This is a genomic window from Pseudomonas sp. TWR1-1-4, assembly GCF_049897165.1.
GTDB classification, from domain to species: Bacteria; Pseudomonadota; Gammaproteobacteria; order Pseudomonadales; family Pseudomonadaceae; genus Aquipseudomonas; species Aquipseudomonas canadensis.
This window is the reverse complement of sequence record NZ_JAFCVS010000002.1, coordinates 698,299-720,929: the sequence shown is the minus strand read 5'-3', so window position 1 is coordinate 720,929 and position 22,631 is coordinate 698,299. Positions and strand designations below refer to the sequence as shown.

17 protein-coding genes are annotated in these 22,631 nt (G+C 59.5%); 6 read left to right on the top strand and 11 right to left on the bottom strand.

Annotation, left to right across the window (positions count from 1 at the left end; genetic code table 11):
• Window positions 1–25: 25 nt before the first annotated feature.
• The gene (locus ACP7C6_RS08005) at window positions 26–5,101 is read right to left on the bottom strand and encodes a dermonecrotic toxin domain-containing protein (RefSeq protein WP_426108585.1); all 5,076 of its coding nucleotides are present in this window, start codon (window positions 5,099–5,101) and stop codon (window positions 26–28) included.
• A 210-nt stretch (window positions 5,102–5,311) separates the two neighbouring features.
• On the opposite strand from ACP7C6_RS08005, the gene ACP7C6_RS08000 reads away from it, so the two are divergent.
• Complete coding sequence (locus ACP7C6_RS08000) at window positions 5,312–6,349, top strand: Ldh family oxidoreductase (RefSeq protein WP_426108584.1); 1,038 nt, start codon at window positions 5,312–5,314, stop codon at window positions 6,347–6,349.
• 34 nt (window positions 6,350–6,383) lie between these two features.
• Here the strand turns inward: ACP7C6_RS08000 and ACP7C6_RS07995 are convergent, their stop codons facing one another.
• Window positions 6,384–6,704: a DUF883 family protein gene (locus ACP7C6_RS07995; protein WP_016979401.1), complete on the bottom strand. Its 321-nt coding sequence runs from the start codon at window positions 6,702–6,704 to the stop codon at window positions 6,384–6,386.
• Window positions 6,705–6,867: 163 nt separating this feature from the next.
• Here ACP7C6_RS07995 and ACP7C6_RS07990 point away from each other — a divergent pair, with 163 nt between their 5' ends.
• Window positions 6,868–7,122 carry a hypothetical protein gene (locus ACP7C6_RS07990; RefSeq protein WP_003190904.1) on the top strand — a complete coding sequence of 85 codons (255 nt, stop codon included), beginning with the start codon at window positions 6,868–6,870 and terminating at the stop codon, window positions 7,120–7,122.
• Here the strand turns inward: ACP7C6_RS07990 and ACP7C6_RS07985 are convergent.
• Complete coding sequence (locus tag ACP7C6_RS07985) at window positions 7,115–8,008, bottom strand: LysR substrate-binding domain-containing protein (RefSeq protein WP_426108583.1); 894 nt, start codon at window positions 8,006–8,008, stop codon at window positions 7,115–7,117. The genes ACP7C6_RS07990 and ACP7C6_RS07985 overlap by 8 nt on opposite strands.
• 82 nt (window positions 8,009–8,090) lie before the next feature.
• On the opposite strand from ACP7C6_RS07985, the gene ACP7C6_RS07980 reads away from it, so the two are divergent.
• Complete coding sequence (locus ACP7C6_RS07980; RefSeq protein WP_068937918.1) at window positions 8,091–9,017, top strand: carbon-nitrogen hydrolase family protein; 927 nt, start codon at window positions 8,091–8,093, stop codon at window positions 9,015–9,017.
• A gap of 98 nt (window positions 9,018–9,115) precedes the next feature.
• On the opposite strand, the gene ACP7C6_RS07975 is transcribed toward ACP7C6_RS07980, so the two are convergent.
• The 3 genes from ACP7C6_RS07975 to ACP7C6_RS07965 are packed head-to-tail and all read right to left on the bottom strand — an operon-like array spanning window position 9,116 to window position 11,568.
• A complete protein-coding gene (locus ACP7C6_RS07975; protein ID WP_028615909.1) occupies window positions 9,116–9,661 on the bottom strand; it encodes a GNAT family N-acetyltransferase in 546 nt (181 codons plus the stop codon).
• A 5-nt stretch (window positions 9,662–9,666) separates the two neighbouring features.
• Complete coding sequence (locus ACP7C6_RS07970; protein WP_426108582.1) at window positions 9,667–10,128, bottom strand: LEA type 2 family protein; 462 nt, start codon at window positions 10,126–10,128, stop codon at window positions 9,667–9,669.
• 12 nt (window positions 10,129–10,140) lie between these two features.
• Window positions 10,141–11,568 (bottom strand): nucleobase:cation symporter-2 family protein, encoded by a 1,428-nt coding sequence (locus ACP7C6_RS07965; protein ID WP_028615910.1) that lies wholly within the window; start codon window positions 11,566–11,568, stop codon window positions 10,141–10,143.
• 235 nt (window positions 11,569–11,803) lie between these two features.
• On the opposite strand from ACP7C6_RS07965, the gene ACP7C6_RS07960 reads away from it, so the two are divergent.
• Window positions 11,804–13,429 (top strand): methyl-accepting chemotaxis protein, encoded by a 1,626-nt coding sequence (locus ACP7C6_RS07960; RefSeq protein WP_028615911.1) that lies wholly within the window; start codon window positions 11,804–11,806, stop codon window positions 13,427–13,429.
• 73 nt (window positions 13,430–13,502) lie between these two features.
• On the opposite strand, the gene ACP7C6_RS07955 is transcribed toward ACP7C6_RS07960, so the two are convergent.
• The 5 genes from ACP7C6_RS07955 to ACP7C6_RS07935 all read right to left on the bottom strand — a co-directional run bounded on the left by ACP7C6_RS07955 (window position 13,503) and on the right by ACP7C6_RS07935 (window position 18,673).
• On the bottom strand, window positions 13,503–14,480 hold the full coding sequence (locus ACP7C6_RS07955; RefSeq protein WP_426108581.1) for a 2-hydroxyacid dehydrogenase: 978 nt from the start codon (window positions 14,478–14,480) through the stop codon (window positions 13,503–13,505).
• On the bottom strand, window positions 14,477–15,769 hold the full coding sequence (locus ACP7C6_RS07950; protein ID WP_028615913.1) for an MFS transporter: 1,293 nt from the start codon (window positions 15,767–15,769) through the stop codon (window positions 14,477–14,479). The genes ACP7C6_RS07955 and ACP7C6_RS07950 overlap by 4 nt, the downstream gene beginning before the upstream one ends.
• Window positions 15,770–15,814: 45 nt before the next feature.
• Window positions 15,815–16,756, bottom strand: coding sequence for a sugar kinase (locus tag ACP7C6_RS07945; protein WP_028615914.1), 942 nt, complete (start codon window positions 16,754–16,756; stop codon window positions 15,815–15,817).
• Entirely contained in the window at window positions 16,749–17,531 is a 783-nt protein-coding gene (locus tag ACP7C6_RS07940; protein ID WP_028615915.1) for a sugar phosphate isomerase/epimerase family protein, read from the bottom strand. The genes ACP7C6_RS07945 and ACP7C6_RS07940 overlap by 8 nt, the downstream gene beginning before the upstream one ends.
• 128 nt (window positions 17,532–17,659) lie before the next feature.
• Complete coding sequence (locus ACP7C6_RS07935) at window positions 17,660–18,673, bottom strand: LacI family DNA-binding transcriptional regulator (protein ID WP_122685342.1); 1,014 nt, start codon at window positions 18,671–18,673, stop codon at window positions 17,660–17,662.
• 246 nt (window positions 18,674–18,919) lie between these two features.
• Between ACP7C6_RS07935 and ACP7C6_RS07930 the strand changes: the two genes are divergently transcribed.
• Complete coding sequence (locus ACP7C6_RS07930) at window positions 18,920–20,203, top strand: hypothetical protein (RefSeq protein ID WP_426108580.1); 1,284 nt, start codon at window positions 18,920–18,922, stop codon at window positions 20,201–20,203.
• A gap of 230 nt (window positions 20,204–20,433) precedes the next feature.
• The gene (locus ACP7C6_RS07925) at window positions 20,434–22,416 is read left to right on the top strand and encodes a hypothetical protein (RefSeq protein WP_426108579.1); all 1,983 of its coding nucleotides are present in this window, start codon (window positions 20,434–20,436) and stop codon (window positions 22,414–22,416) included.
• Window positions 22,417–22,631: the final 215 nt, after the last annotated feature.

Below are 22,631 nucleotides of genomic sequence, written 5' to 3'. Positions count from 1 at the left end.
CTGCTCCCATGCGTTGCCGTGACATTCAAGGTGCGCCCTGTGCAGGGTCGAGTACGCGGCCCATTTCACAAATAAGCCTGGCAATGGAGTCGGCGTTGCGAAGAATCGTGTCGATGCGCTTGTCGGGTGATGCGGCATCCAAAAACGCATCACGGGCCGCGTCGAGAGTCGGGCGGGATGTAATTTCCTTGACGGCTTTGAAGGTGCGGTCCTCCGAGCTGTCGGAGTCCATGCTCTCCCATATACCTAGGAAAGAATTCCAGCGTGAGAACAGCCGATGACGTGGCGTACCCAATGACAATGCGTCGCGTTGGACACCCTGCAACCAGTTTTGTGCTGCCCTGCCTTTAGCCGTCAGGGTTTCGATCAGGTCCGCAAACGGCAGCCGGGCTTCTGTGCTCGCGATGTCTTCGGCGCGCCCGTAGATATGGGCGAATTCGTGAATCAGTGTGGCTGCTCGCGCATGGCCGTCAATGTCGAACGCTTCAGTCAATAGGTTCGCATACTCCTCCAGTTGTTGATCAAAGAACAACTCAGTAAAAAACACCTGCTTTGTCCTGTCGCTGGCGATGGTGAACGCAATCACCTTCTGGTTGGGATCACCGCTCGAGCCGACTACGAAACGTGAGGTGTCCCACCCGTCAAGGTCGGGATCTACCAAGGCTTTGCACAGAGGGATGAGGGTGTTTCGCACCTTTTGCAGAATGCCGTCATCCACACTGTTGACGTCAAACATCTGCTTCAGGAACCCCTCCAAGCGAGTGCCGGGAGTCAGGTGTCGCAGTTGCACCAGGTTATGCATCGCACGGAATGCATAAGTTCGCGCGATATCGAGTGCTTCGATAATCTGCCGGGCCTTGGTTGGGTAAAGCTGACGAATCTCGTCCATGCCGGTGGCGCCGATGTTCATTACCGTCTTGGCGGTATGCCGGGTGACATAATAATTGCCCAGCCGCGAGAGCGCTTTGCCGTACTGCAGTGTGTGGCTCTGTGGGGCCAACACCAGCTGTTTTTGGACAGTACTGGACACCAGGGGGCCGTCGTTGCTGGCAATCCGCAGCTGTTTGGCTTGCTCGATTGGATAGACCTTGCCCTCCACGGCTCCATAAAGCGTCTTGCCGTCGGCAGTGGCGTAGAGGCCTGTGCCTGGTCGCTTTTGCAAGTCTTTCAAAGATACCTGGCTGGCTTCCAGAGATTGCAGGCGAGTGCGTCTGGGGTCGGTTACGTCGATGTCCCGAGCGGTCGGCGCAACGGCGGTGTCGGAGGGGGGCAGGTCGCTTTCGTGCACCTCCTTGTACGCCGGGGGAGAAGGTTTGGGCACGGGTGTGCGAATCAGTCGCTCCAGCCCCGCCATCGTCGCAATACCGAAAATGAACGAACGCAATGCATCCCGCCAATGATGCTGTTGCAGGGCCTCGGCAGAGTCTTTGAACAGTCTATAGCTCTGCCAGATCAGAACCGGTATCCGCAGTTTCCCCGGCAAGAATTGCGCGGCGATCTGCACGCCGCTGCTCAAGAGACTTTTGATCGTGTTCCAGCGGCTCTGCTCGTCGGGGGCTTGCTGAGCTTTAAGCATTTGCCCCATCACCACCTGGTTGTCCTGATAAAACTGCTTGAAGGCGTGGCCTTTGATCGGTTGATTGGCCAAGGTGATTTCGGAGGTGGTACCTGCGGTGCTGGCCAGTAGATTTTTATATTTCGCCTTGTCAGCAACCGGTAGATGGGCAGTGATCCAGTCTTGCAGTTTGCCAGGTACATTCAGATGGCTGAGAAACTGCGCAAGGTTTTCAAACTCTATGAAGCACTGGCCTGGGTAGTAAGGCGCGTAGAGAATCAACGGCCCAGTGGCGCCTGCGCTGATCACGTAAAGCCCAAGCGCCTTGACGATGCTCGCGCCTGGTGTGGCGATCATCTCAAGGGGACGAATGGTCGCATTGGCACCTGCGATCGTGGCCCGTGCGATGGCGTCCGGCATGTCGACGACCTGCCGAATCAGGTTGTAGCCAGTCTCCGATAGCCGCTCTTGCAGTTTCAGTGCGTGGGCGTGTTGCAACAGCTGCCACGGTAATTGCCGGATAAAACGCAGCTCACGCAACAGTGCGCCTGGTTGGTCGGGGGCCAGTTTCTCTTTCAGGTAGTCGTGAGCGACCTGGGCGATGTTCAATTTGAGCAAGAGTTGCCGGATCGTCGATTCGGTCAGTCGCGTTGCGCCAGCCTCCACGATAAAGGAACTTACCTGCTCGTTGATGTGAGCCAGGGCGTAGTCGATAAGGTTCTGTCGTTGACCGCCCAAGGCGAGCCGTGGCGTGATAAAGACGTCTTGCGGGTCAACGGAATAACCCACCAGCATGTCGCTCAGCTTGTCGTGAGCCTGCTGGCGTAGCGATAAAAACTCATACAGATAGTCTTTTTCAGACTGGGTATTGAGGCGATATTGCTCAAGTAGCTCAGCATGGTGCTGCTGTTCAGCAGGGCTTGCCATGCCCAGCCAAACGGGTAGCGAGCGTTGCGCGACAAAATGATGGGCGAGCTGTGCAGCCCCTCCAAGGACAGGGCTAGGCATCACCGCCATAAGCTTCAATAGTGCTTTGCCGGTGGGTTTCCGTGCCAGCCAATGGGCCCGTTGGGCGATGTAGTGGTCGATCCAGGACTGCTGGCGGTTTTCGCTGATCGGTTCGGTGATCAGCCAGAATGCCCCCAGGGTGTAGTTGGTATGCGGCTGGCGTAGACGCGGATCAAGATTTTCCAACAGTGCCAAGCATGCGGTGGGGTCTTTCAGGCGCTCCTCAAGTTGCTGTTCTGCCACGGCTGGAGACACGAAGGTTTCCAGGCCCCAGGCCGGCGTCCAGAGAATCGCGTGGCCGGAATGGTGGTGATCCAGTCCGCCGCGCTCGGTGATCATCAAGCAATTGGCCAGGTTGTGACGCGGTTCTTCTTCATCGCGTTGGACAGTGATGCGATAGACATCCGGGATAAACCCTTCCAGGTCCTCCCGCCGACGACGGTCAGGGTTGAAGGGGTCAAACACGGCTTGAATGATGGCGTCGTCCCGGGCGTCCAGTGTCTTGTTGAGGCGTCGCAGGTAGGCCTGGTTGCGCATCGCGCTGGACATCATGGTCCCCATCTGCGGCAGCAGGTCCTGGAGGTGTTTGCGGGGGATGTCGTAGATGTCATGCTCTTTGTAATGAGCCAACACTTGATTGACGATCTGATTGAGCGTTTTGACGTCCACGTGAGACAGTTCTTGCCCATAGGCAGTGTGGTCTGGCTTGTAAACGCCGTAATGCCGGGTTTCAGGCACCGGGCCAACCCCTTCGGCCAGACGCTCGAGGAAGTGATCCTCCAGGCTTTGGCTTTCCAGTGGTGCCACAATAGGGTAGGGGGCCGCCTCTTCGGTGTAGCGATTGATGAACACCCGCACCGGGTCGAGTGCCTGTCGTTCGTGACTGGCCAAGGCATCGGCCAGCGGGGTCATGATGGACGGCAATGGTTTGATCAGATTTTCCAGCGCGAGTGGGATATCAATTAGCTGTTTATGCAGCTGCTCCGCTCGTTTAGCGGCGACCGAAATGGGCCGCAGAGGGTCAGCCAACACTGTGTGGGTGGTCCAGCGGTGTGCAGTGTCCAGCGTCAAGAGCTTGTCATCGACCATGAAGCGCACATCCATGGCGTGATCCAGCAGTGCCGACAGGTTGATGTCGCCGCGTTCACGGCGGAATTGGCCGAGGACGTAGATCAGGTTTTGCTGCTGTTTGTCGATGATGCCCTCCATCAGGTGTTCAAATACGTTTCCGTCAATCAGGTTGCCGCTGACTGATGGTTGGGTAAAACCGATAAATAACAGGCGCTCCTCCAGGGACAGGAAGTTGTAGGCATCGTCTTCGTAGGCGGGCGCCTTGACCATTGCCTTTAAGAACTGAATCAGGCCGTCGTGATCGGCCAGTACCTGCAACCCCTTGGGCGGCGAGTAAAACCAGGTATGCGCATTGGCAATCATCACCGAACTGGTTAGCTCAACGAAATGAGTCGGATGCTCCCAGAACCGCACCGTCTCGAAGCGTAATCCGTCACTGGCTTGAGTGCGCGGCGCGCCGTTTGGTCGATAGAGCGCGGCTAGTTGATCGGCTTGTTCAGGCGTAATGATTTCACTCTGGCGCTTGAGCAATAGATCGACTCGGGCCTTGTGCGCCATGGTTTGCGCCAGGAATGTGCGACGCGAGGCACCGTTTGGTAGCTCGGTGTTCCAGAACGTCTCAAGGGCATTTTGCAAGAACGACGATAATTGTTCTGATGCCTGTTTAAGGCCGTCTTCCCAGCCTGCTGCGTTGTTGGAGGCGGTGGTGGATTGGGGATGGAAGAACTCGCGGGTTTGCCCTACCGGCCAGGCTTGCTGACGGTAAAGCATCAAGAGCGCTTCGCTGATCGACAGCGAATTGATCCATTGCCGTGGTTCCCGTTCGGTGGGCGGCAATTTGAAAAAATTGACTTGGGTCCGGTTGGGGTCAAGCCTGGGGAAGAGTGGGTAAAACACGGATCTAAGCAGCGCTTGTAGCATTGTGTCGAGGTTGGGCAATTTCACCAGCTCGGCGAGCACGGCTTGCAGGTTGAGCGTTTGCTGGTGGTTCAGGGATTTTTTCTGTTCGTCGAATACATCGCCCTCAATATCCACGGGTGTCAGCACCAGGGGGGTGCCCAGCTTCAATCCCGAACGTATACCCAGAGCAATGAACTGCAAGAGCTCATCGGCTTTGGCCGGCGTTTTGAGGCGTTCAGTCAGCGCGCTGAGTAATAGTGCCCGACCGTCGAATTTTTCCAGTCCGCGATACGGCGTGTAGAGGAAGGCGCTTGTGTAGGTGCCGGTTGAACTCATCATGAAACTGCCGACCAGCTCCAGGGCCGCCGGGCTGTTTTTATTCAGCCAGAGCGATTGGGCGATCATGGGCGGAGTCTGCTTGCGCCGCACCTCATTGCTGCTCAAAGGCAGATTGCGCAGGAAACTCCTGTCGTTGGCATTGATGCCGAAGTGGCGTTCGCGTTCGCGTTCCTTCCAGCCACTGCGCAGGACTTCAGGAAAAAAATAGGGTGGTTGTACCTGACTCATTGGATAGACCCTCAAGGGCAAGGGGGCGGTGAGAACAGCCCCTCCGGGAAGTAGTGATCCTAGAGTCGTGATACCAGGGTTCGGCAGTAGATATGTCTGACACGCCGGGCTGCGTGTCGTGGTCGACAGTCACGCGCGAAACACTGTTTAATCGTCACTGCCGATTGTTCGTACGCAGTGCCCCTTCCAATAATTAAACGGGAGCTACCGATGTCTGCATCGCCTTTGGATCACGACGTTTCAACCACGCACCTGAGCTACGAGACATTGACGCTACTGTTGCAGCGCATCCTTCTGCGGCACGGCGCGTCTGAATCGGTGGCTCAGGTACTGGCCGAGAACTGCGCCAGCGCCGAGCGTGACGGGGCCCATAGTCACGGGGTGTTTCGCGTGCCTGGCTATGTGTCGACGTTGAACAGTGGTTGGGTCAACGGCAAGGCAGTGCCCATCGTTGAAGACGTTGCCAGCGGCTTTGTTCGGGTAGATGCGGCGAATGGTTTTGCCCAACCGGCTCTGGCTACGGCCCGCTCACTGCTGGTCGACAAGGCGCGCAGTGCCGGCATTGCGCTGCTGGCGATTCATAACTCCCATCACTTCGCCGCGTTGTGGCCGGACGTCGAGCCCTTTGCCGAAGAAGGCCTGGTGGCATTGAGCGTGGTCAATAGCATGACCTGTGTGGTGCCCCATGGCGCCGACCGGCCGTTGTTCGGCACCAACCCGATCGCGTTCGCTGCGCCACGGGCGGACGGTCCACCCATTGTGTTTGACCTCGCCACCAGCGCCATCGCCCACGGCGACGTGCAGATTGCCGCACGCAAAGGCGAGCGCCTGCCACCGGGCATGGGCGTCGACAGCCTGGGTCAGCCGACCCAGGACCCCAAGGCCATTCTTGAAGGCGGGGCGCTATTGCCATTTGGCGGGCACAAGGGCTCGGCGCTGTCGATGATGGTCGAGTTGCTGGCGGCGGCGTTGACGGGCGGTAACTTTTCGTTCGAGTTCAACTGGTCGGAGCATCCGGGGGCACGTACGCCCTGGACCGGCCAGTTGGTGATTGTGATCGACCCGAGCAAAACCGCCGGGCAAAGCTTTGCCGAGCGCAGCCAGGAACTGGTGCGGCAGATGCATGCAGCGGGGTTGCGGCGGTTGCCGGGGGATCGACGTCATCGCACGCGCGCGAAGTCCCAGCAGACAGGTATTGAAATGGACACGAAAGATCTTAGGCAGTTGCAGGCACTGGCGGAAGGTTAAACGGGGCTGCGCCTGTTGCGCAGCCCCGATTGTTTCAGTTGCGACGGCCGAGCAGCAGGCCTACGACCAGGCCGAAACCGGCAGAAATCGCCACGGTCTGCCATGGGTGGCCACCGATGTAGGTTTCGGTGGCATCGACCACAGGCTTGCTGCGCTCGCGCACATTGGACACCGAGTCCAACGCTTGCTTGAGTTTGATGGCGACCTGCTCGCGCAGGGTTTCACCTTCCTCGCCGACCAGGGAGGCGCTGCTCTTGAGCAGTTTGTCCGATTCTTCGATCAGCGCGGTGAGTTCGCTGAAGGCTTGGTCCTTGATTTGGTCTTCGACGGCTTGGGCAGCAGTTTTGCGGGCCATTGTGTGACTCCTTGCGAGTGAATGTGACAGTGAACAATGGAGTATCGGGCGTTGGCAAAAGTTGCAGTTTTTTTGCCGACCGGCCGTTTCGAGCAAAATCCGGATCAGGAAAATTCGACCTACAGTGTAAGATGTCGCCTATTTGTGCAGCAGGTAAATCAACATGAGCTTCAATCTGGCCAACAAGACCCTCGCCGAACGTGCCGAGCTGGAAGATGAAAAGTCCCGCCTCTATGACCTGTGGCAAACCAACCTGGGCAAGGCCAAGGGCGAAGCGGCCCGCTTGTTCGGTGAGCGCGCCAAGCGCAAGGGCAAGTGGGCCGAGTGGGTGCGCGCCGAACTCGACGGCATGTCGCCGCCGGAGTTTTCCAACATGGTACGCAGTGAGGTCAACAAGTTGATGGCGGCGGCTAAGTAAAGCTCGCCACAATCGCTTCACGCACTTTCAGCAGCAGCGGATCCAGCTGTGCTTGGGTGCGCCAGCCCAACTCCACCGGGTAGCGCGGCAGGGCCAGTGGGCAAGCCAGCACCCGCAACCCGGTCATCGCGCCGATGGCCTCGGCGGCGTGACCGGGAATGGTCGCCACCGCTTGGCTGCCCTTGAGCAGAAAAGGCAGCGCCGCGAAGTGGCTGGTGGACGCACACACTTGTCGGCTCAGCCCTTGCGCCGCTAAACCCTCATCGGTAATCCCTATGAATCCACCTGACGACACCAGCACGTGCTCGCGAGTGACGAAATCCTCCAGGCTGATGCTGGCCTGATCCGAATCCACCAGGCAGCGGTAATCGCCTTCTCCCAATACTTGGCGACTTAACCGGCCCTGGGCAAAGCCACCGGCTGTGATCGCAAGATCCAAGGTGCGGTCGAGCAGGGCGCCTGCGACGATCTGGCTATGGGTCTGGCGGAAAATCACCCGTAGTTTCGGTGCGCGCCGGGCGATCTCATCCATCAGCCTGCGGCCGTAGGCAATCTCGAAATCATCCGACAGCCCCAGCACTACGGAGCGCCCCTGATACTGCTGATTGTGCGGGTCGACCATGGCCAGGCTCTGCCGACAGCGATCCAGTGCTTCACTGATCAGCGGTTTCAATTGGTTGGCCCTCAGGGTCGGCGCCAGGCCACGCCCGGTGCGCACGAACAATTGATCGCCATACACCTCGCGCAAGCGCCGCAACCCCGCGCTGATGGCCGACTGCGTCACGCCCAGGCGCAAGGCCGCGCGGCTGGCGCTGGATTCGTCGTGCAGGGCTTCAAAGGTTTTCAACAGGTTCAGATCGACCTGGGCGATATTGATTTGGCTCATATCATTCAGCACTGAGGTGGGCTTTATTCATGATCGAGGCTGGCGGGAGAATGGGCAACCCCCATTACCTGGAGTGAACACGATGCCTGTTTCTACTGTGGCGGCCCTGCAAATCGGTTCCTTGCCTGATGGCAAGGGCGAAACCCTGGCGCAGATCCTCAGTTATGAAGACGAGATCCTGCGCAGCGGAGCGCAACTGGTGGTAATGCCCGAGGCGTTGCTGGGTGGCTATCCCAAAGGTGAGGGGTTTGGTACGCAGTTGGGGTATCGCCTGCCGGAGGGGCGCGAAGCCTTCGCGCGCTACTTTGCCAATGCTATCGATGTGCCGGGCCCTGAAACGCAGGCACTGGCCGGACTGTCGGCGCGCACGGGCGCTAGCCTTGTTCTTGGCGTGATCGAGCGCAGCGGTAGCACGCTGTATTGCACCGTGCTGTATTTCGAGCCGGCGGGTGGGCTGGTGGCCAAGCATCGCAAGCTTATGCCCACTGGTACAGAACGGCTGATCTGGGGCAAGGGCGACGGCTCGACCCTGCCGGTGATCGATACGGCAGTGGGGCGTGTCGGCGGCGCGGTGTGCTGGGAAAACATGATGCCGTTGCTGCGTACGGCAATGTATGCCAAGGGCGTGGAGGTCTGGTGTGCGCCGACGGTAGATGAGCGCGAGATGTGGCAGGTGAGCATGCGCCATGTGGCCCATGAGGGGCGCTGCTTTGTGGTGAGCGCGTGCCAGGTACAGGCGTCGCCGGCAGCGCTGGGGATTGAGGTCGCCAATTGGCCTGCCGAACGCCCGTTGATTGCGGGGGGCAGCGTGATTGTCGGGCCCATGGGCGACATTCTGGCGGGACCGTTGCTGGGAGAAGCCGGGCTGCTGACGGCGCAAATCAATACCGATGAATTGGTGCGCGCGCGGTATGACTATGACGTGGTGGGCCACTACGCCCGGCCGGATGTATTCGAGTTGGTGGTGGATGAGCGCGCCAAGCCAGGCGTGCGCTACATCACCGACTAAAACACGATAGCCCCTGTAGAGCCGGCTTGCCGGCGATAGCGTCGGTTCAGCCAGCCAATGCAGTGACTGATACACCGTTATCGCCGGCAAGCCGGCTCCTACAGAGGATGTGATGCCAGCCATTCTTCACGGGTCATTTCCCAGATGTCCCGTGGGAAAGTGCCTGCTACAAACGCTCCTTCATCCGTCCTGATCAAGCGCATCCCCGTGCGTTCTGAAATCCGCCGCGACCCCAGGTTGGGCGCAGCCTTGGGCACACGCATCAATGGCCGCTTGAGCACGCCGAACCAGTAATCGGTGACTGCGGCACTGGCTTCGGTCATCAGTCCCTGGCCCTGCCATTGCCGGCCCAGCCAAAACCCACGGTTGTCGTCCTCGGTATCCGTCAGGCAGATATTGCCGATCAGCGCGTCAGGCGCGCTTTTCAAACGGATCGACCAGTGCCATTCCTCGCCCCGTGCCATGGCCGGCAAGGCCACATGTTCAAGGAAGCTGTGCGCACCGTCGGCGGGGTAAGGCCAGGGCACCTCGGCGGTGAGATAGCGCACCACTTCCCAGTGGGGAAAGAGCTGCTGGATGACCTCGGCATCGTCCAGGGTCAGCGGGCGCAAGATCAAGCGTTCGGTGTAAAGCGTCGGTTGCATGGCGTTTACCAGGTGGCCGTATTCGGCAGGTCCAGTGTGCCACGGTCAACAAAGCGCATCGTGCCAAACAGCCCACCCGCCAGTTTGCCCCGCAGCACATAAGGCAGGTTGTTCAAACTCTGTTTTTGGCTCAGGCCCAGGGTTTGACGCAACACCGAAAACGCCGAAACACTTACCGGCACCATCAGCACGGTCTCGGAAAAGCGTGGGATGGAGCCGCGTTGATCACTCACCCCTGACGCCAGCGGCCGGCCATTGACCTCCAGGTCCAGGGCTACGCCGTTGTAGTCGATCGCGGTTTCATTGGGGTTCTGCACCCGCAGCTTCACGGCGAAGCGCACTTCCAGGTCCTGGCTCTGCAGGGGCTCGATGCCCACCACATTGATGTTCACCGGGTCACGGTTGGGGAACAGCGCGCAGGCGCTCAGGGTCAGCAGCAACAGCGATAGAACCATGAGCTTGCGCATATAAAAGTGCTCCTATTTCGTGACGTCCGGATCCTGCATCACTTTGAGGGTCGAGGACTCTGGATCAAATTCATCTTCTTCCAGCTCTATGAACTCTTCCGGCAGGAAAATGTTCAGCAGGATTGCACAGAAAGCCCCCACGGTGATCGGCGACTCGAAGATGTTGTGCAGCGCCTTGGGCAGGTCGCGCAACACTTCCGGCACGGCGGCCACGCCCAGGCCCATGCCCAGGGAAATCGCCACGATCAGCACATTGCGGCGGTGCAGCCCGGCTTCGGCGAGGATCTTGATGCCCGCCACGGCCACGGTGCCGAACATGATCAGGGTCGCGCCGCCCAGTACCGGCTTGGGCATCAGTTGCAGCACTGCGCCGATCATCGGGAACAGCCCCAGCAGCACCAGCAGACCGGCGATGAAGTACGCCACATAGCGGCTGGCCACGCCGGTCAACTGAATCACCCCGTTGTTTTGGGCGAAAGTCACCATCGGCAGGCTGTTGAAGGTGGCTGCCATCGCCGAGTTGAGGCCGTCGGCCAACAGGCCCGATTTGATGCGCTTGATGTACAGCGGGCCCTTGACCGGCTGCTGGGAAATCATCGAATTGGCGGTCAGGTCACCGGCCGCTTCCAGGGGCGAAATCAGGAAGATCACCGCCACCGGAATAAACGCCACCCAGTCGAACGAGAAACCGTATTTGAACGGCACCGGCACGCTGATCAAGGGCACCTGGGGCAATGCGGCCATGTCCACGCGTCCCATCAGCCAGGCCACGACAAAACCCAGGGTCAGGCCGATCACGATGGAGCCCAGGCGCAGGAACGGGTTGTTGAAGCGGTTGAGCACAACGATGGTCAGCAGTACCAGCGCTGCCAGGCCCATGTTGCTGGCGGCGCCGAGGTCGCTGGCGCCGAAACCGCCGGCCATGTCGGTGACCGCCACTTTGATCAGCGACAAACCCATCAAGGTAATGATGGTGCCCGTGACCACCGGGGTGATCAGTTTGCGCAGCTTGCCGATGAACTGGCTCAGCACCACCTCGATAAACGCGGCGAAAAAGCAAATGCCAAAGATCGTCGAGAGAATCTCATCGGTGCCGCCGCCCCGCGCCTTGACCATGAAGCCCGCGCTGAGAATTACGCTGATAAAGGAAAAGCTGGTGCCCTGAAGGCACAACAGCCCGGAACCGATCGGGCCAAACTTGCGCGCCTGCACAAAGGTGCCGAGCCCCGACACGAACAGCGCCATGCTTACCAGATACGGCACTTCGCTTTCCAGGCCCAGCACGCCACCGACGATCAGCGTGGGGGTGATGATCCCGACGAAACTCGCCAGCACGTGCTGCAACGCGGCAAAAATCGCCGCGGTGAAGTGTGGGCGGTCTTCCAGGCCGTAGATCAGGTCGGATTTATAGCGCGGGCGGGGGGCTTGAGCGTCAGACAAAATACGGGCTCGGGTCAGAAAATGGAGGCGCAGGATGCCAGAAAGCGCCGGTCGTCAGAAGTGTAAAAAAATATTTATGAATGACCTGCGGGAAACCCCAGGCCCTGCCGATACCGAGGATAGGCCCACATACCAACGACAACAGTGGTGACCACAGGTCGGAACGGCGCGTTGACGCCGACTGATCGTTTCGCGGCAGGGACGCTTGCAAACACTACTTCTGAGAGCACTCCCTATGTCCCTGCGCCAGTTGAACATTGCCCCTCGAGCGTTCCTCGGTTTTGCATTCATTGCGTTGTTAGTGGTTTTACTGGGGGTGTTTGCGGTCAACCGCATGGCACAGATTCGCCAATCCTCAGTGGAAATGACCGCGACCCAACTGCCCAGCGTGACCTCGCTGGGCATCATCACCGAGAACGTACTACGCCTGCGCATCCTGTCGTTCCGCGTGCTGGTCAACCGCGAGCCGGCCAGCCTGCAAGAGGCTGAAACCCGCATGGGCGTGCTCGCCGACAAGGTCAAGACGGCCCAAGCCAGCTACGCAGCTCTACCTGCCGGCCCGGAAGAAGCCGCGCTGTACAAAACCTTCGTGGTCACGCTGGACAACTACTTCAAGGCACAGGCCGACATGCTCGCGCTGTCCAAGCAGGGCAAAGTGGATGAGATGCGCGCACTGATCAACAGCCGCATCAAGGACGGCACCGACCAGATGGGCGAGCAACTGAACAAGCTCATCGCTATCAACGCGGCCGATGCCAAGACCGCTGACGCTGAAGCCGGGCAGAGTTATGACGGCGCCATTACGGGCGTCATTGCAGTTTCCGTGGCTGCCGCATTGCTCACCGTGCTGCTGGCGTGGTTGTTGACCCGCAGCATTGTCACGCCGCTGCGCAAAGCTGTGGAGGTTGCCGAAACCATCGCCGGTGGCAACCTGAGTAAAGCCATCGAAGATGACGGCAAGGACGAACCGGCGCGCTTGCTCGGCGCCTTGGCGGCCATGCAGGCCAACCTGCGCCAGACCATCCAGCAGATCGCCGGCTCGGCCACTCAGCTTGCCTCGGCAGCGGAAGAGTTGAGCGCGGTCACTGAAGAAGCCTCCAAAGGCTTGCAGCAACAGAACAATGAAATCGATCAGGCGGCCACGGCGGTCAACGAGATGACGGCGGCGGTGGAAGAAGTGGCGCGCAACGCAGTGTCCACCTCCGAAGCGTCCAGCCAGTCCAACCAGGCTGCCCGTGAAGGGCGCGACCGTGTGGTGGAAACCGTCGGCGCGATCCAGACCATGACCCAAGACGTACAAAACACCGCCGCGATGATTGAAGGCCTGGCCACCCAAGGCCGCGACATCGGCAAAGTGTTGGACGTGATCCGCGCGATTGCCGAGCAGACCAACCTGTTGGCGTTGAACGCAGCCATTGAAGCGGCCCGTGCCGGTGAAGCCGGACGTGGCTTTGCCGTGGTGGCAGACGAAGTGCGAGCGCTGGCCCATCGCACCGCGCAGTCGACCCAGGAAATCGAGAAAATGGTCGCCGGCATCCAGAACGGCACCGGTGAAGCCGTGCAATCGATGCAGCAAAGCAACCAGCGCACCCAAGACACCCTGGAAATGGCCCGCGCCGCCGGTGTGGCCCTGGAACAGATCACCCAATCCATCAGCCTGATCAACGAACGCAACCTGGTGATCGCCAGCGCGTCGGAAGAGCAGGCTCAAGTGTCCCGCGAAGTGGACCGCAACCTGGTGAACATCCGTGACCTGGCGACCCAGTCGGCGGCCGGTGCCAACCAGACCAGTGCGGCCAGCCACGAACTGTCGCGCCTTGCGGTGGACTTGAATGGGATGGTGGCGCGTTTTGTGATCTGAATGCGTCAGAAACCTGCTTTTAGTGGTGAGCGGGCTTGCCCCGCGCGAGGCAAGCCCGCTCACCACAGTAAAATCAGTTTTTCCACACTGCTGCATTCACCAGGTTTTTTGGTCGCTGGCCTGCCAACGCCTGCAACAGATTATCCACCGCACATTTGGCCATGGCCTCCCGCGTTTCATGGGTGGCCGAGCCGATATGCGGTGTCGCCACCACATTGTTCAAGCGCAACAACGGCGAGCCGTGATCCAGCGGCTCCTTTTCAAACACATCCAAACCCGCCGCCCGAATGGTGCGCTGCTGCAACGCTTCCACCAGCGCCGCTTCATCCACCACCTTGCCCCGCGAAATATTGATGAAGATCGTCTCCGGGCCCATGAGCGCAAATTGTTCTGCGCCAATCAACTTCTCGGTTTCGGCGGTAAGTGGCAAGGTCAGGCAAACAAAGTCGGCCTGTTGCAGCAAGTCATTCAAGCTGCGGTACTGCGCGCCGAAACGTGCCTCCACCGCCGGCTTGGGCGAGTGGCTGTGGTAGATCACCGGCATACCAAAACCAAAATGCCCACGCTGGGCCAAGGCTTCACCGATGCGGCCCATGCCGATGATGCCCAGGGTCTTGCCATGCACATCGCTGCCGAAATGCGCTGGGCCGATGTTTTTGTTCCATTGACCGGCGCGCACCATGTCGGCCAATTCGACCACACGCCGGGCGGTGGCGAGGATCAGCGCAAAACCGGTGTCGGCGGTGGTTTCGGTGAGCACGTCGGGGGTGTTGCTGAGCAGGATGCCGCGCGCAGTCAGGTAGTCGATGTCGTAGTTGTCGACGCCGACCGATACGCTGGCCACGGCCTCCAGCTGCGGCGCCAGATCAAGCAGCTTGGCATCCAGGCGCAGGCTGGCGCCGAGCAGGCCGTGGGCGCCGGGCAGGGCGTCGCGCAGCTTGGCCAGGCCAGTGTCATCCAGCGCTTCGACCAGCGTGACCTCGGCCTGTTCATGCAGGCGGGCCATCAGTGGCGCGGAGAGTTTTTTGTACAACACGACAGACTTTTTCATGCGGCTTTTACCTTCAATTCCAGATTGGGCGCCGGCGTGCGGTCACTCGCGCCGGGCTTGAGAAAAATCGTCAGTACCACCGACAGCAGCAACGCGCCGCTCATCAGCAGGTACGAAGCGCCGGGCGAACCGGTGCTGCTATTGAGGTAGCCCACCAGGTACGAGCCGCCGAATGAACCCAGGGCCCCCATGCTGTTGATCAGCGCCATGGCACCCCCGGCGACATTGGCCGGCAGGATCTCCGGGACAATCGCGAAAAACGGACCGTACGGCGCGTACATGCAGGCCCCGGCAATCACCAGCAAGGTGTAGGACCACCAGAAGTGTTCGGCGCCGAGCACGTAGGACGCGTAGAAAGCAATCGAGGCAATCAGCAGCGGCGGCCATACGAAACGCTTGCGCTTTTGCAGCTTGTCCGAGCCCCACGACACCACCAGCATGCCAATCACCGCCGCCAAATAAGGCAGCGCCGACAGCCAGCCGGCCTCGACCATGTCCATCTGCAAACCCTGCTTGAGGATCGACGGCAGCCACAGCACAAAGCCGTACACGCCAATGCTCCAGCAGAAAAATTGCAGGGCCAGGATGATCACTTTGGGCGAACGGAACGCCTCAGCGTAGTTCTTCACCGCCTTGATCCCGACTTGCTCGGCGGCCAGCGCGGTTTCCAGGTCCTGTTTCTCAGCGTCGCTCAGCCACTTGGCATCCTTTGGACGCTCATCGGCCAGCTTCCACCAGATAAAGGCCCACAGCACGGCCGGCAGGCCTTCGATGATAAACATCCAGCGCCAGCTGAAATGCTGCACCAGATAGCCCGACACCACCGACATCCACAGCATGGTCACTGGGTTGCCGAGGATCAGGAAGGTATTGGCGCGCGAGCGTTCGGCACGGGTAAACCAGTGGCACAGGTACACCAGCATCGCCGGCATCACGGCGGCTTCGACCACGCCGAGCATGAAGCGAATCACGATCAGCATGTAGGCGTTGGACACCACGCCGGTGAGGGTGGCGAGGCCGCCCCACAGGATCAGGCTGACGAAGATCAGCTTCTTGACACTGCGTTTCTGCGCGTAGATCGCCCCCGGCACCTGGAAGAAAAAGTAGCCAAGGAAAAACAGCGCGCCCAGCAATGACGACATGCCGGGAGTGATCATCAGGTCCTCGGCCATCCCGGAGGCGGCGGCGAAGCCGTAGTTGGCGCGGTCCAGGTAGGCCAGGCTGTAGGTGATAAAAACGATGGGCATGATGTACCACCAGCGGCGGGTGGCGAGCTTCACGGTTTGCATGGGGTTGCTCCTGAGCTTGTTGTAGTTGTGGCAACAGGTAGTGGGTTAGGCAACGGATCGGATCGGTAACTCTGAACGGGTGGGCAGGCCTTCCATATCGCCACGGCTTTGCACGGCGCGACTGCCGATCCAGTTACCGCGCTGTACCGCCTCGGGGAAGCTGAGGTTTTCCAGCAGGGCGCTGATCATGCCCACGGCAAAACCGTCGCCGGCACCGACCGTATCCACGACTTTTTCCACCCGCACGGCGGCGACAAAGCCCTGGTCCATCTGGGTGCGGTAGTAGGCGCCATCCGGGCCGAGCTTGATCGCCACGGCTTCGGCGCCCTGGTCGAGGTAGAACGCGGCGATGTCGGCCGGGTCATCGAAACCGGTGAGCAGGCGGCCTTCGCCCAAGCCTGGAAAGACCCAGTCGGCCAGGCCGGCGAGTGCGTTGATTTCGCGGATCATTGTCTGTTGGCTGGCCCACAACGACGGGCGCAGGTTGGGGTCGAACGACACGCTGCGCCCGGCCTTGCGCATCTGGGTCATCAGCTCGACGGACAACTCGCGCGTCGCCTCGGACAATGCGGGCGGAATGCCGGTGGCATGCAGATGGCGGGCTTGCAGCAGGGCAGGGCTGATGGCGGCGATAGACAACTGACTGGCCGCCGAACCCTTGCGGAAGTACTCCACCTGGGGATCATCGCCCGCTTCTTCACGAGACTTGAATTGAAAACCGGTGGGGTGTGCCGGATCGACCGCCACATGCCGGCAATCCAGGCCCTCCTGGGTCAAGGTGTCGACCACAAAGCGCCCGAGCGAATCATTGCCCACTCGGCTCAGCCAGGCGACGTTGAAACCCAGGCGCGACAAGCCGATGGCGACATTGCTGTCGGCACCCGCGATCCGTTTATGGAACTGAGCCACCTGGGCCAAATCGCCGGTCTGTTCGGCGACAAACATCGCCATGGTTTCACCAAACGAGAGGATATCGATCTCAGACATGCGCATGCTCCGAACGAGGTTGGCCCAGCAGGGTGAGGGTGGCGACCTGCTGCGCAGTGACCGCGACCAGGTCATCGCCTTGCAGCGGGAATTCCACGGCCCGGTTAATACCTGGAGTCATGTGCTTGAGCAGTTGTTCCCACAGATGCAGGTCGGTGGCGCCAGGCGGCAGGGCGACCAGCTTGCCGTCGGCACGCCGCGCCACCGCCTTGCAGTGCAGGTAATCCACATGCCGGCCCAGCAGGCGCGCGGCGGTGAGGGCGGATTGGTCTTGCCACTGCCAGTTGCCGATGTCGAAGGTCATCTTAACCGGCAGGCCCAGGCGTTCCACTTCGGTGAAAAAGCGCTGCATGGGTTCGATGCGGCCACCGTGCAGGGTCTGGTCGTTCTCTACCAGCAGGCGGACCGGGTGGCGGTTGAGCAGGGCGTGCAGGCTTTCCAGGTCGTTGGTGTCGGTGAAGTAGCCGAGGGAGACTTTCAGCCAGCGTGAGCCAAACGCCTGCGCCCGATCCAGGGTGGCCGCGAGTTCGGCATTCGCTTGGGCACGGCCGGCGACCCACAGTTCCAAAGGCGATGAGAACACCGACTTCAAATGCTGTTGCGCTGCTGCCTGGGCCAGTTCGGTGGGCTGTTCGTCCGTTAAAAGCTCTTCGCGCCATTCAATGCACTGGGCGCCGGCGGCGGCGAGGACTTCGACGAAACTAAGCTGGCCCTGCTGACGTACCAGCTCGGCGCCGTAGCTGGAAAGGCTGATGGAGACGGGGTATTTATGCATTGTTGTTTACCTCTGAAACCGGTTTCATTTTTATACGTAAACCAACATCTGTAGGAGCCGGCTTGCCGGCGATAGCGTCCTTGAAATGGACGCTTGCCTCAAGAACCCCATCGCCGGCAAGCCGGCTCCTACAAGGGGGTTGTGGAGCCTCGGATGATCAGTTGGGGCAGGAAGTCCAGGGTGCGTGTCGGCTCGGTATCGCCGCGCAAGCGCTTGAGCAGGCAGTCGAATGCGCTGGCGCCGATGGCTTCGGTGGGCTGGGCGAGGGCGGTGATGCCCGTGCCTACCAGCGGATACCACTCCAGGTCATCCAGGGCGATCAGGCCGATGTCATCGAACAAGTTGCAACCGAGGGTTTTCAGTGCGCGGGTGCAGGCCAACGCCGCGACACCGTTGGCGCAGAACAGCGCCTTGGGGCCAGGTTTTGCGAGAAAGGTTTTCAGGTGTTTTTGCAGCGTTTCATCCAACTCCAACACAGCGCCGGTCAATGCCGGGCGGCTAGCGATTTCAGCCTTGAAACTGTTCAGGCGCTCCAGGCGCGAACTAGTGCCATCGGTGGCTTCACTCACCATTAGCACATCGCGATAACCCTGTTGCTCCAGGTGCTCCACCGCCATACGCACTGCCGCCGGGTTGTCCAGGCCGACCAGGTCGCTGTGCAGCGGTTCGACCTTGCGGTCCACCAGCACCAGGGGCATTTCCCGTTGCAGTTCCAGCAGTTGGTCAAGGTGATGGCCGAGGGTGTTCACGATCAACCCTTCGATGTTGTACGAACGCAGCGCTGCCAAGTGCTGGCGTTCTTGCTCGTCATCACGGTCGGTGTTGCACACCACCAGGCTGTAGCCGTGTTGACGGCAAGCGGTTTCGACACCGTGCATCACGGCAATGGAATAGGGGTTGCGGATATCGGCCACCAACATGCCGATCAGGCGCGTGCGCCCACGTTTCAGGCCACGGGCCATCTGGTTGGGGCGGTAGCCGAGTTGTTCGATGGCTTGCTCGATGCGCAGGGCAATGGCATCGGAGAGCAGGGCGCGGTCGTCGCCGATAAAGCGCGACACGCTGGCTTTGGACACGCCGGCGTGTTGGGCCACGTCGAGCATGGTCACGCGGCTGCGTTGGGCGGCGGAAAATGAAGTCACGGTGGAGCCTTTCTTATTGGAATTCGGATTGCACTGAAACCGGTTTCAGAAGACACCAGCCATTGCTTGCAGTCAAGAGGAAATTCGCAGGATGACACCGTGTTCAGGTTGATGAGTCCGACGGGTGGCAATTGCACCTGTTAGTTCTGACAGTATCCGGGCGGGCGTTTCGGGTGTTCAATCGGCTTCAAGTTAACGGCATTACCGCATTAAGCGTGTTGGATGTTGGGTCCATTGGAGGGCGGCATGAGCAAGCCAAAATCGATAAAATCAAAGCCCAAAAAATCACAGGCGGGTAAGGGTGCTGCTGGTTCTGAGGCCGTCCTGGCTTTTGATGGCCCCCGGGTGGTTCGCGCGCTGCCAGATGGATTAGTGCCTGCGCAGTACTATTTCAACGATCTGGAGTGCGAAATCGTTACTCCATGGACCTTTCTGCCCGAAGCTGGCGAGACTCATTACGTCGTACCCGTATGGGATGACCACAGCGCCGCACCCGTCGACGTGCTACCGGCCTTGCGACTGGATGGCCCACTCACCGCTGGGGACTTTCCTTATCCATTTGAAATTCCCCAGGCTTTCCTGCTGAGAAGTGCGATTGTCGATCTCTCTTTTCGAATCCATCTCGACTCGCCAACCTCACCAAATTTCGATACTTCTTTGCCCACGCTGCTCAGAATAGACCGCGATGCGCCTGGGGTGGGAGGGCCGCTGCCACCCGCCATTTTTCCGGTTGATCCGATCACTGACGCTTACTTGGGCATGACGCCACTGGTGCCCATGGAAGTTCCCGGGGGTTATCTGGGACGTGAGATTGGTGATGAAATACTGATGTATTTTTCGGATATGAACACATTACCGACCGGTGCTCCCGCTGTGGTTTCCCCGCCGCTGATCAGTGCTACTGGGCAAATATTCGTGAATGTCCCCAATACGGTGTTCCAGAATTTCCCGGGTGCTGCTTTTATTTTTTGCTTCTACCGGCTGCGCGATCGCGCCGGTAATCTCAACCCAGAGTTTTCCCTGGTAGCGCAGGCCGCGCTGCGAGCGGGGCTGCCCGCCCCGACTTATATGCGGCCGCGCTTTCCGCAGGCTGACTCCGAACCGATAGCGAACCCGAACAGATTTATGACGTGCGCCTGCACACCCAAAATCTGGTTCGGCGTCGAAATTCGCATTGACCCGAATACAGGCCCGGGCACGGGTATCCAACACGGGGACTTGGTCGTGATGCACTTTCAGGGATACGGCCAGGCCCCCGATGTGAATCCACGTCCTGACATCGTCGATACACAAAGTCACATTTGGGACGGGGTGGCAGACGCCTTGGGTTACTCCTTCTGGATTCTCGATGTAGAACGTTTGATCCGCCCGCTCAAGGAAAATGCGGGGGGGGAGGCGAATTACAGGGTGTACAGGGGGGGGGGATTGATTGGCCGGTCTGCCTCCCGGTTCGCACGGTTTGACCGCGTAGTGTCGTCGGCGCCACCCACTCGCTATTGCTGGATTGACGGCAATGCGCCCGAGCCCTGACCCCGGGGCGCACACGCACAGCCTCCTGTGTGTTTAGCGCTATCGGGGCACCGAGGCGGATTTCATTGCAAGCATTTAGTGTTTTGGCTATGCCGCATATGAAGCGGTAGGGAGAGGTATTGCCGGGAAATGAGTTCGTTGGCACTTGAGGTCGGAGGTCGAACGCAGCCCGGCGGATGAGTGGTTTTTTGTAAGAAACCTATATTGGACGAACGTGGAGATCATCAAAAATGAGCAGCAATCCGAATGTGCCACTGACCCCCCGGGCAGCCCCAGCCGCTCCCACTATTGTGGGGGCATTGGATGATGCCACCGGGACGATTTTGGCCCGTAATGCGACGGCCGACCTCACTGTACGATGCAAAACTGGCGACATTTCAGATTACGATGATTTTATCCAAGTCGAAATGGCGGACGATTCGCAACCGATAAAGGTCTGGGTTGCTGTGACACCGCCGATGCAAATGAGTACGGACCCTGCTTTCCCTATCCCTGATAGGTTCAATATCACCGTACGCGCGCCAGCAGGTGGTTTCCGGCATGGTTTCTATCTGCTACGTAGCGTTCAATACCTCAACATCGGTGGTGTACCGGCAGCGATGGGAGAACCCTCGGACCCTGGTAATTTTACCGTTGACCTGCTTTCGCCCTATTCCGATGCCACCTTTCGTGATCAGCCCGATGCAGTAGGATGGCCCGCAACGCTTCCCGTAGGTGCGGTGATCGACAACGCATATTTGGTCATGCATGGCGGGGTGCAGTTCGGTATTCCCGATAACACCTTCGTGCCTGTCCCAGGCAGGTGGCAGGCCGGTGACTTCATTACCTTCTACTGGAGCCCGGTGATGTTCCCGCGCCCAGCGGACATCGTCAGCCCCCTCGGTGGGATTCCAATGCTGGAGACAGGCAATACGTTTTTCCTACCGGCAGCAATGATTGATTTGAGTGGGGACTACTACGCGTTCTACACCCTCACAGACCGGGCGGGTAACGTCAGTCGCCCTTCGTTCGTCGAAACTCGGCGCGTTGCCTTGATCGACGATCCGGAACGCGGAACCCCGCATTTACCGCTGGCACCTGTACCCGATCCTGGTGAAACAGACAACTTGATTGATATCAAGGATTACCTGCTTAACCCTGAAGTATGGGTCAGGACGTATAACAATCACGCCCCCTTGCTTGATCGGCTGGAAGTGAATATTGGTGGCCGGGGTTACAACGGTCTGGGAATGCCATTCACAACGTTCCCGCAGAAATTCGGTAATTTGCAGGCTGAATTCCGTGCCGCTTATACCCAGGCCATTGGGCCACAGCCGACGACCGTACAGTATCGGATTTCCCGCAATGGTACTTTTTTCCCTTCGTTCATTCACACGTTCATGCTCGATTTGTCGGTAGGCGGTCCCGTCAACCCTGGGGAGCCGGGTTCACCCAACCCCAACCTTAACCAGGCCCACGTATTCGGTGCTGGCTCGACGACTCCGGACGTATTGCTGCCTGCCCATGCTAATCAACCGGTACGCGTGGACATCGCGCCGTGGACCGTTGCAGAGTTGCCGCATCCGGGACAGTCGATCATCTTCCTCTGGGAGGATGAGCGGGTCGGACCGTTCCCTGTCAGCGCGACGGCCAATCCGATCTCGTTCTTTATTGACTGGGACGTAGTCGCCCGTCATGGCAACGACATGAAGACCATCAAGTATCTGGTCCTCGACCCGGCGACAACCAACGAAAACGAGTCGCCACCCACCACGGTCGATGTGCAGGGCGCCGTCGTCGTGGAGTTGGCGAAAGCACAGTATGTGGTTACGACTGCGGGTCGTTGGTTCTGTTCGGACTTGGAGACTCGGTCGCCCGGCACTCCGCCCGTGCTGTTTGGTAAGGTTCATGTGCCAGGCGATACACGCATGGCCGTCGGTGTGCCACTGACATTGACGTTGAGCCTTCACAATACCTACGCCGGCCTGCCAGCCGGGCCGTTCCCGTTGACGCTTACTCACCCGAGCTTGAGCCAAGCCGACATCGACAACGGGATCACGTTCGAAATTGACTACCAGCCTTACCTGGCTCAGGCCCCGAGGGGGACGTGCGTGGCGACCTATGAGACGGTTTTGAGCAATGGAGTGACCGGCCATGGTGAGCCATCGGATATACGTAGCACGCTGGCGAACACCCACTACTTCTGCGATGGGACCAATATTCCCTCACCTTGATCAAGCCTGAAAAGAATAGGGGAGCGCAGCTCCCCTTTTTTGCTTTGCGCAAGTATTTCCCCCTGCCCTGACCGCTGCCGGTTCACTCGCCTTAATAAGATAAATCCTACATAGATTGGGATGCTTTATCCGTACTCTCTGCGCCGCACAGGTAAGGCTCCATTCCTTGGGAACGAGCCAAACCGTTTTCATCGGCTCTACCCCCAGAGAGTGAA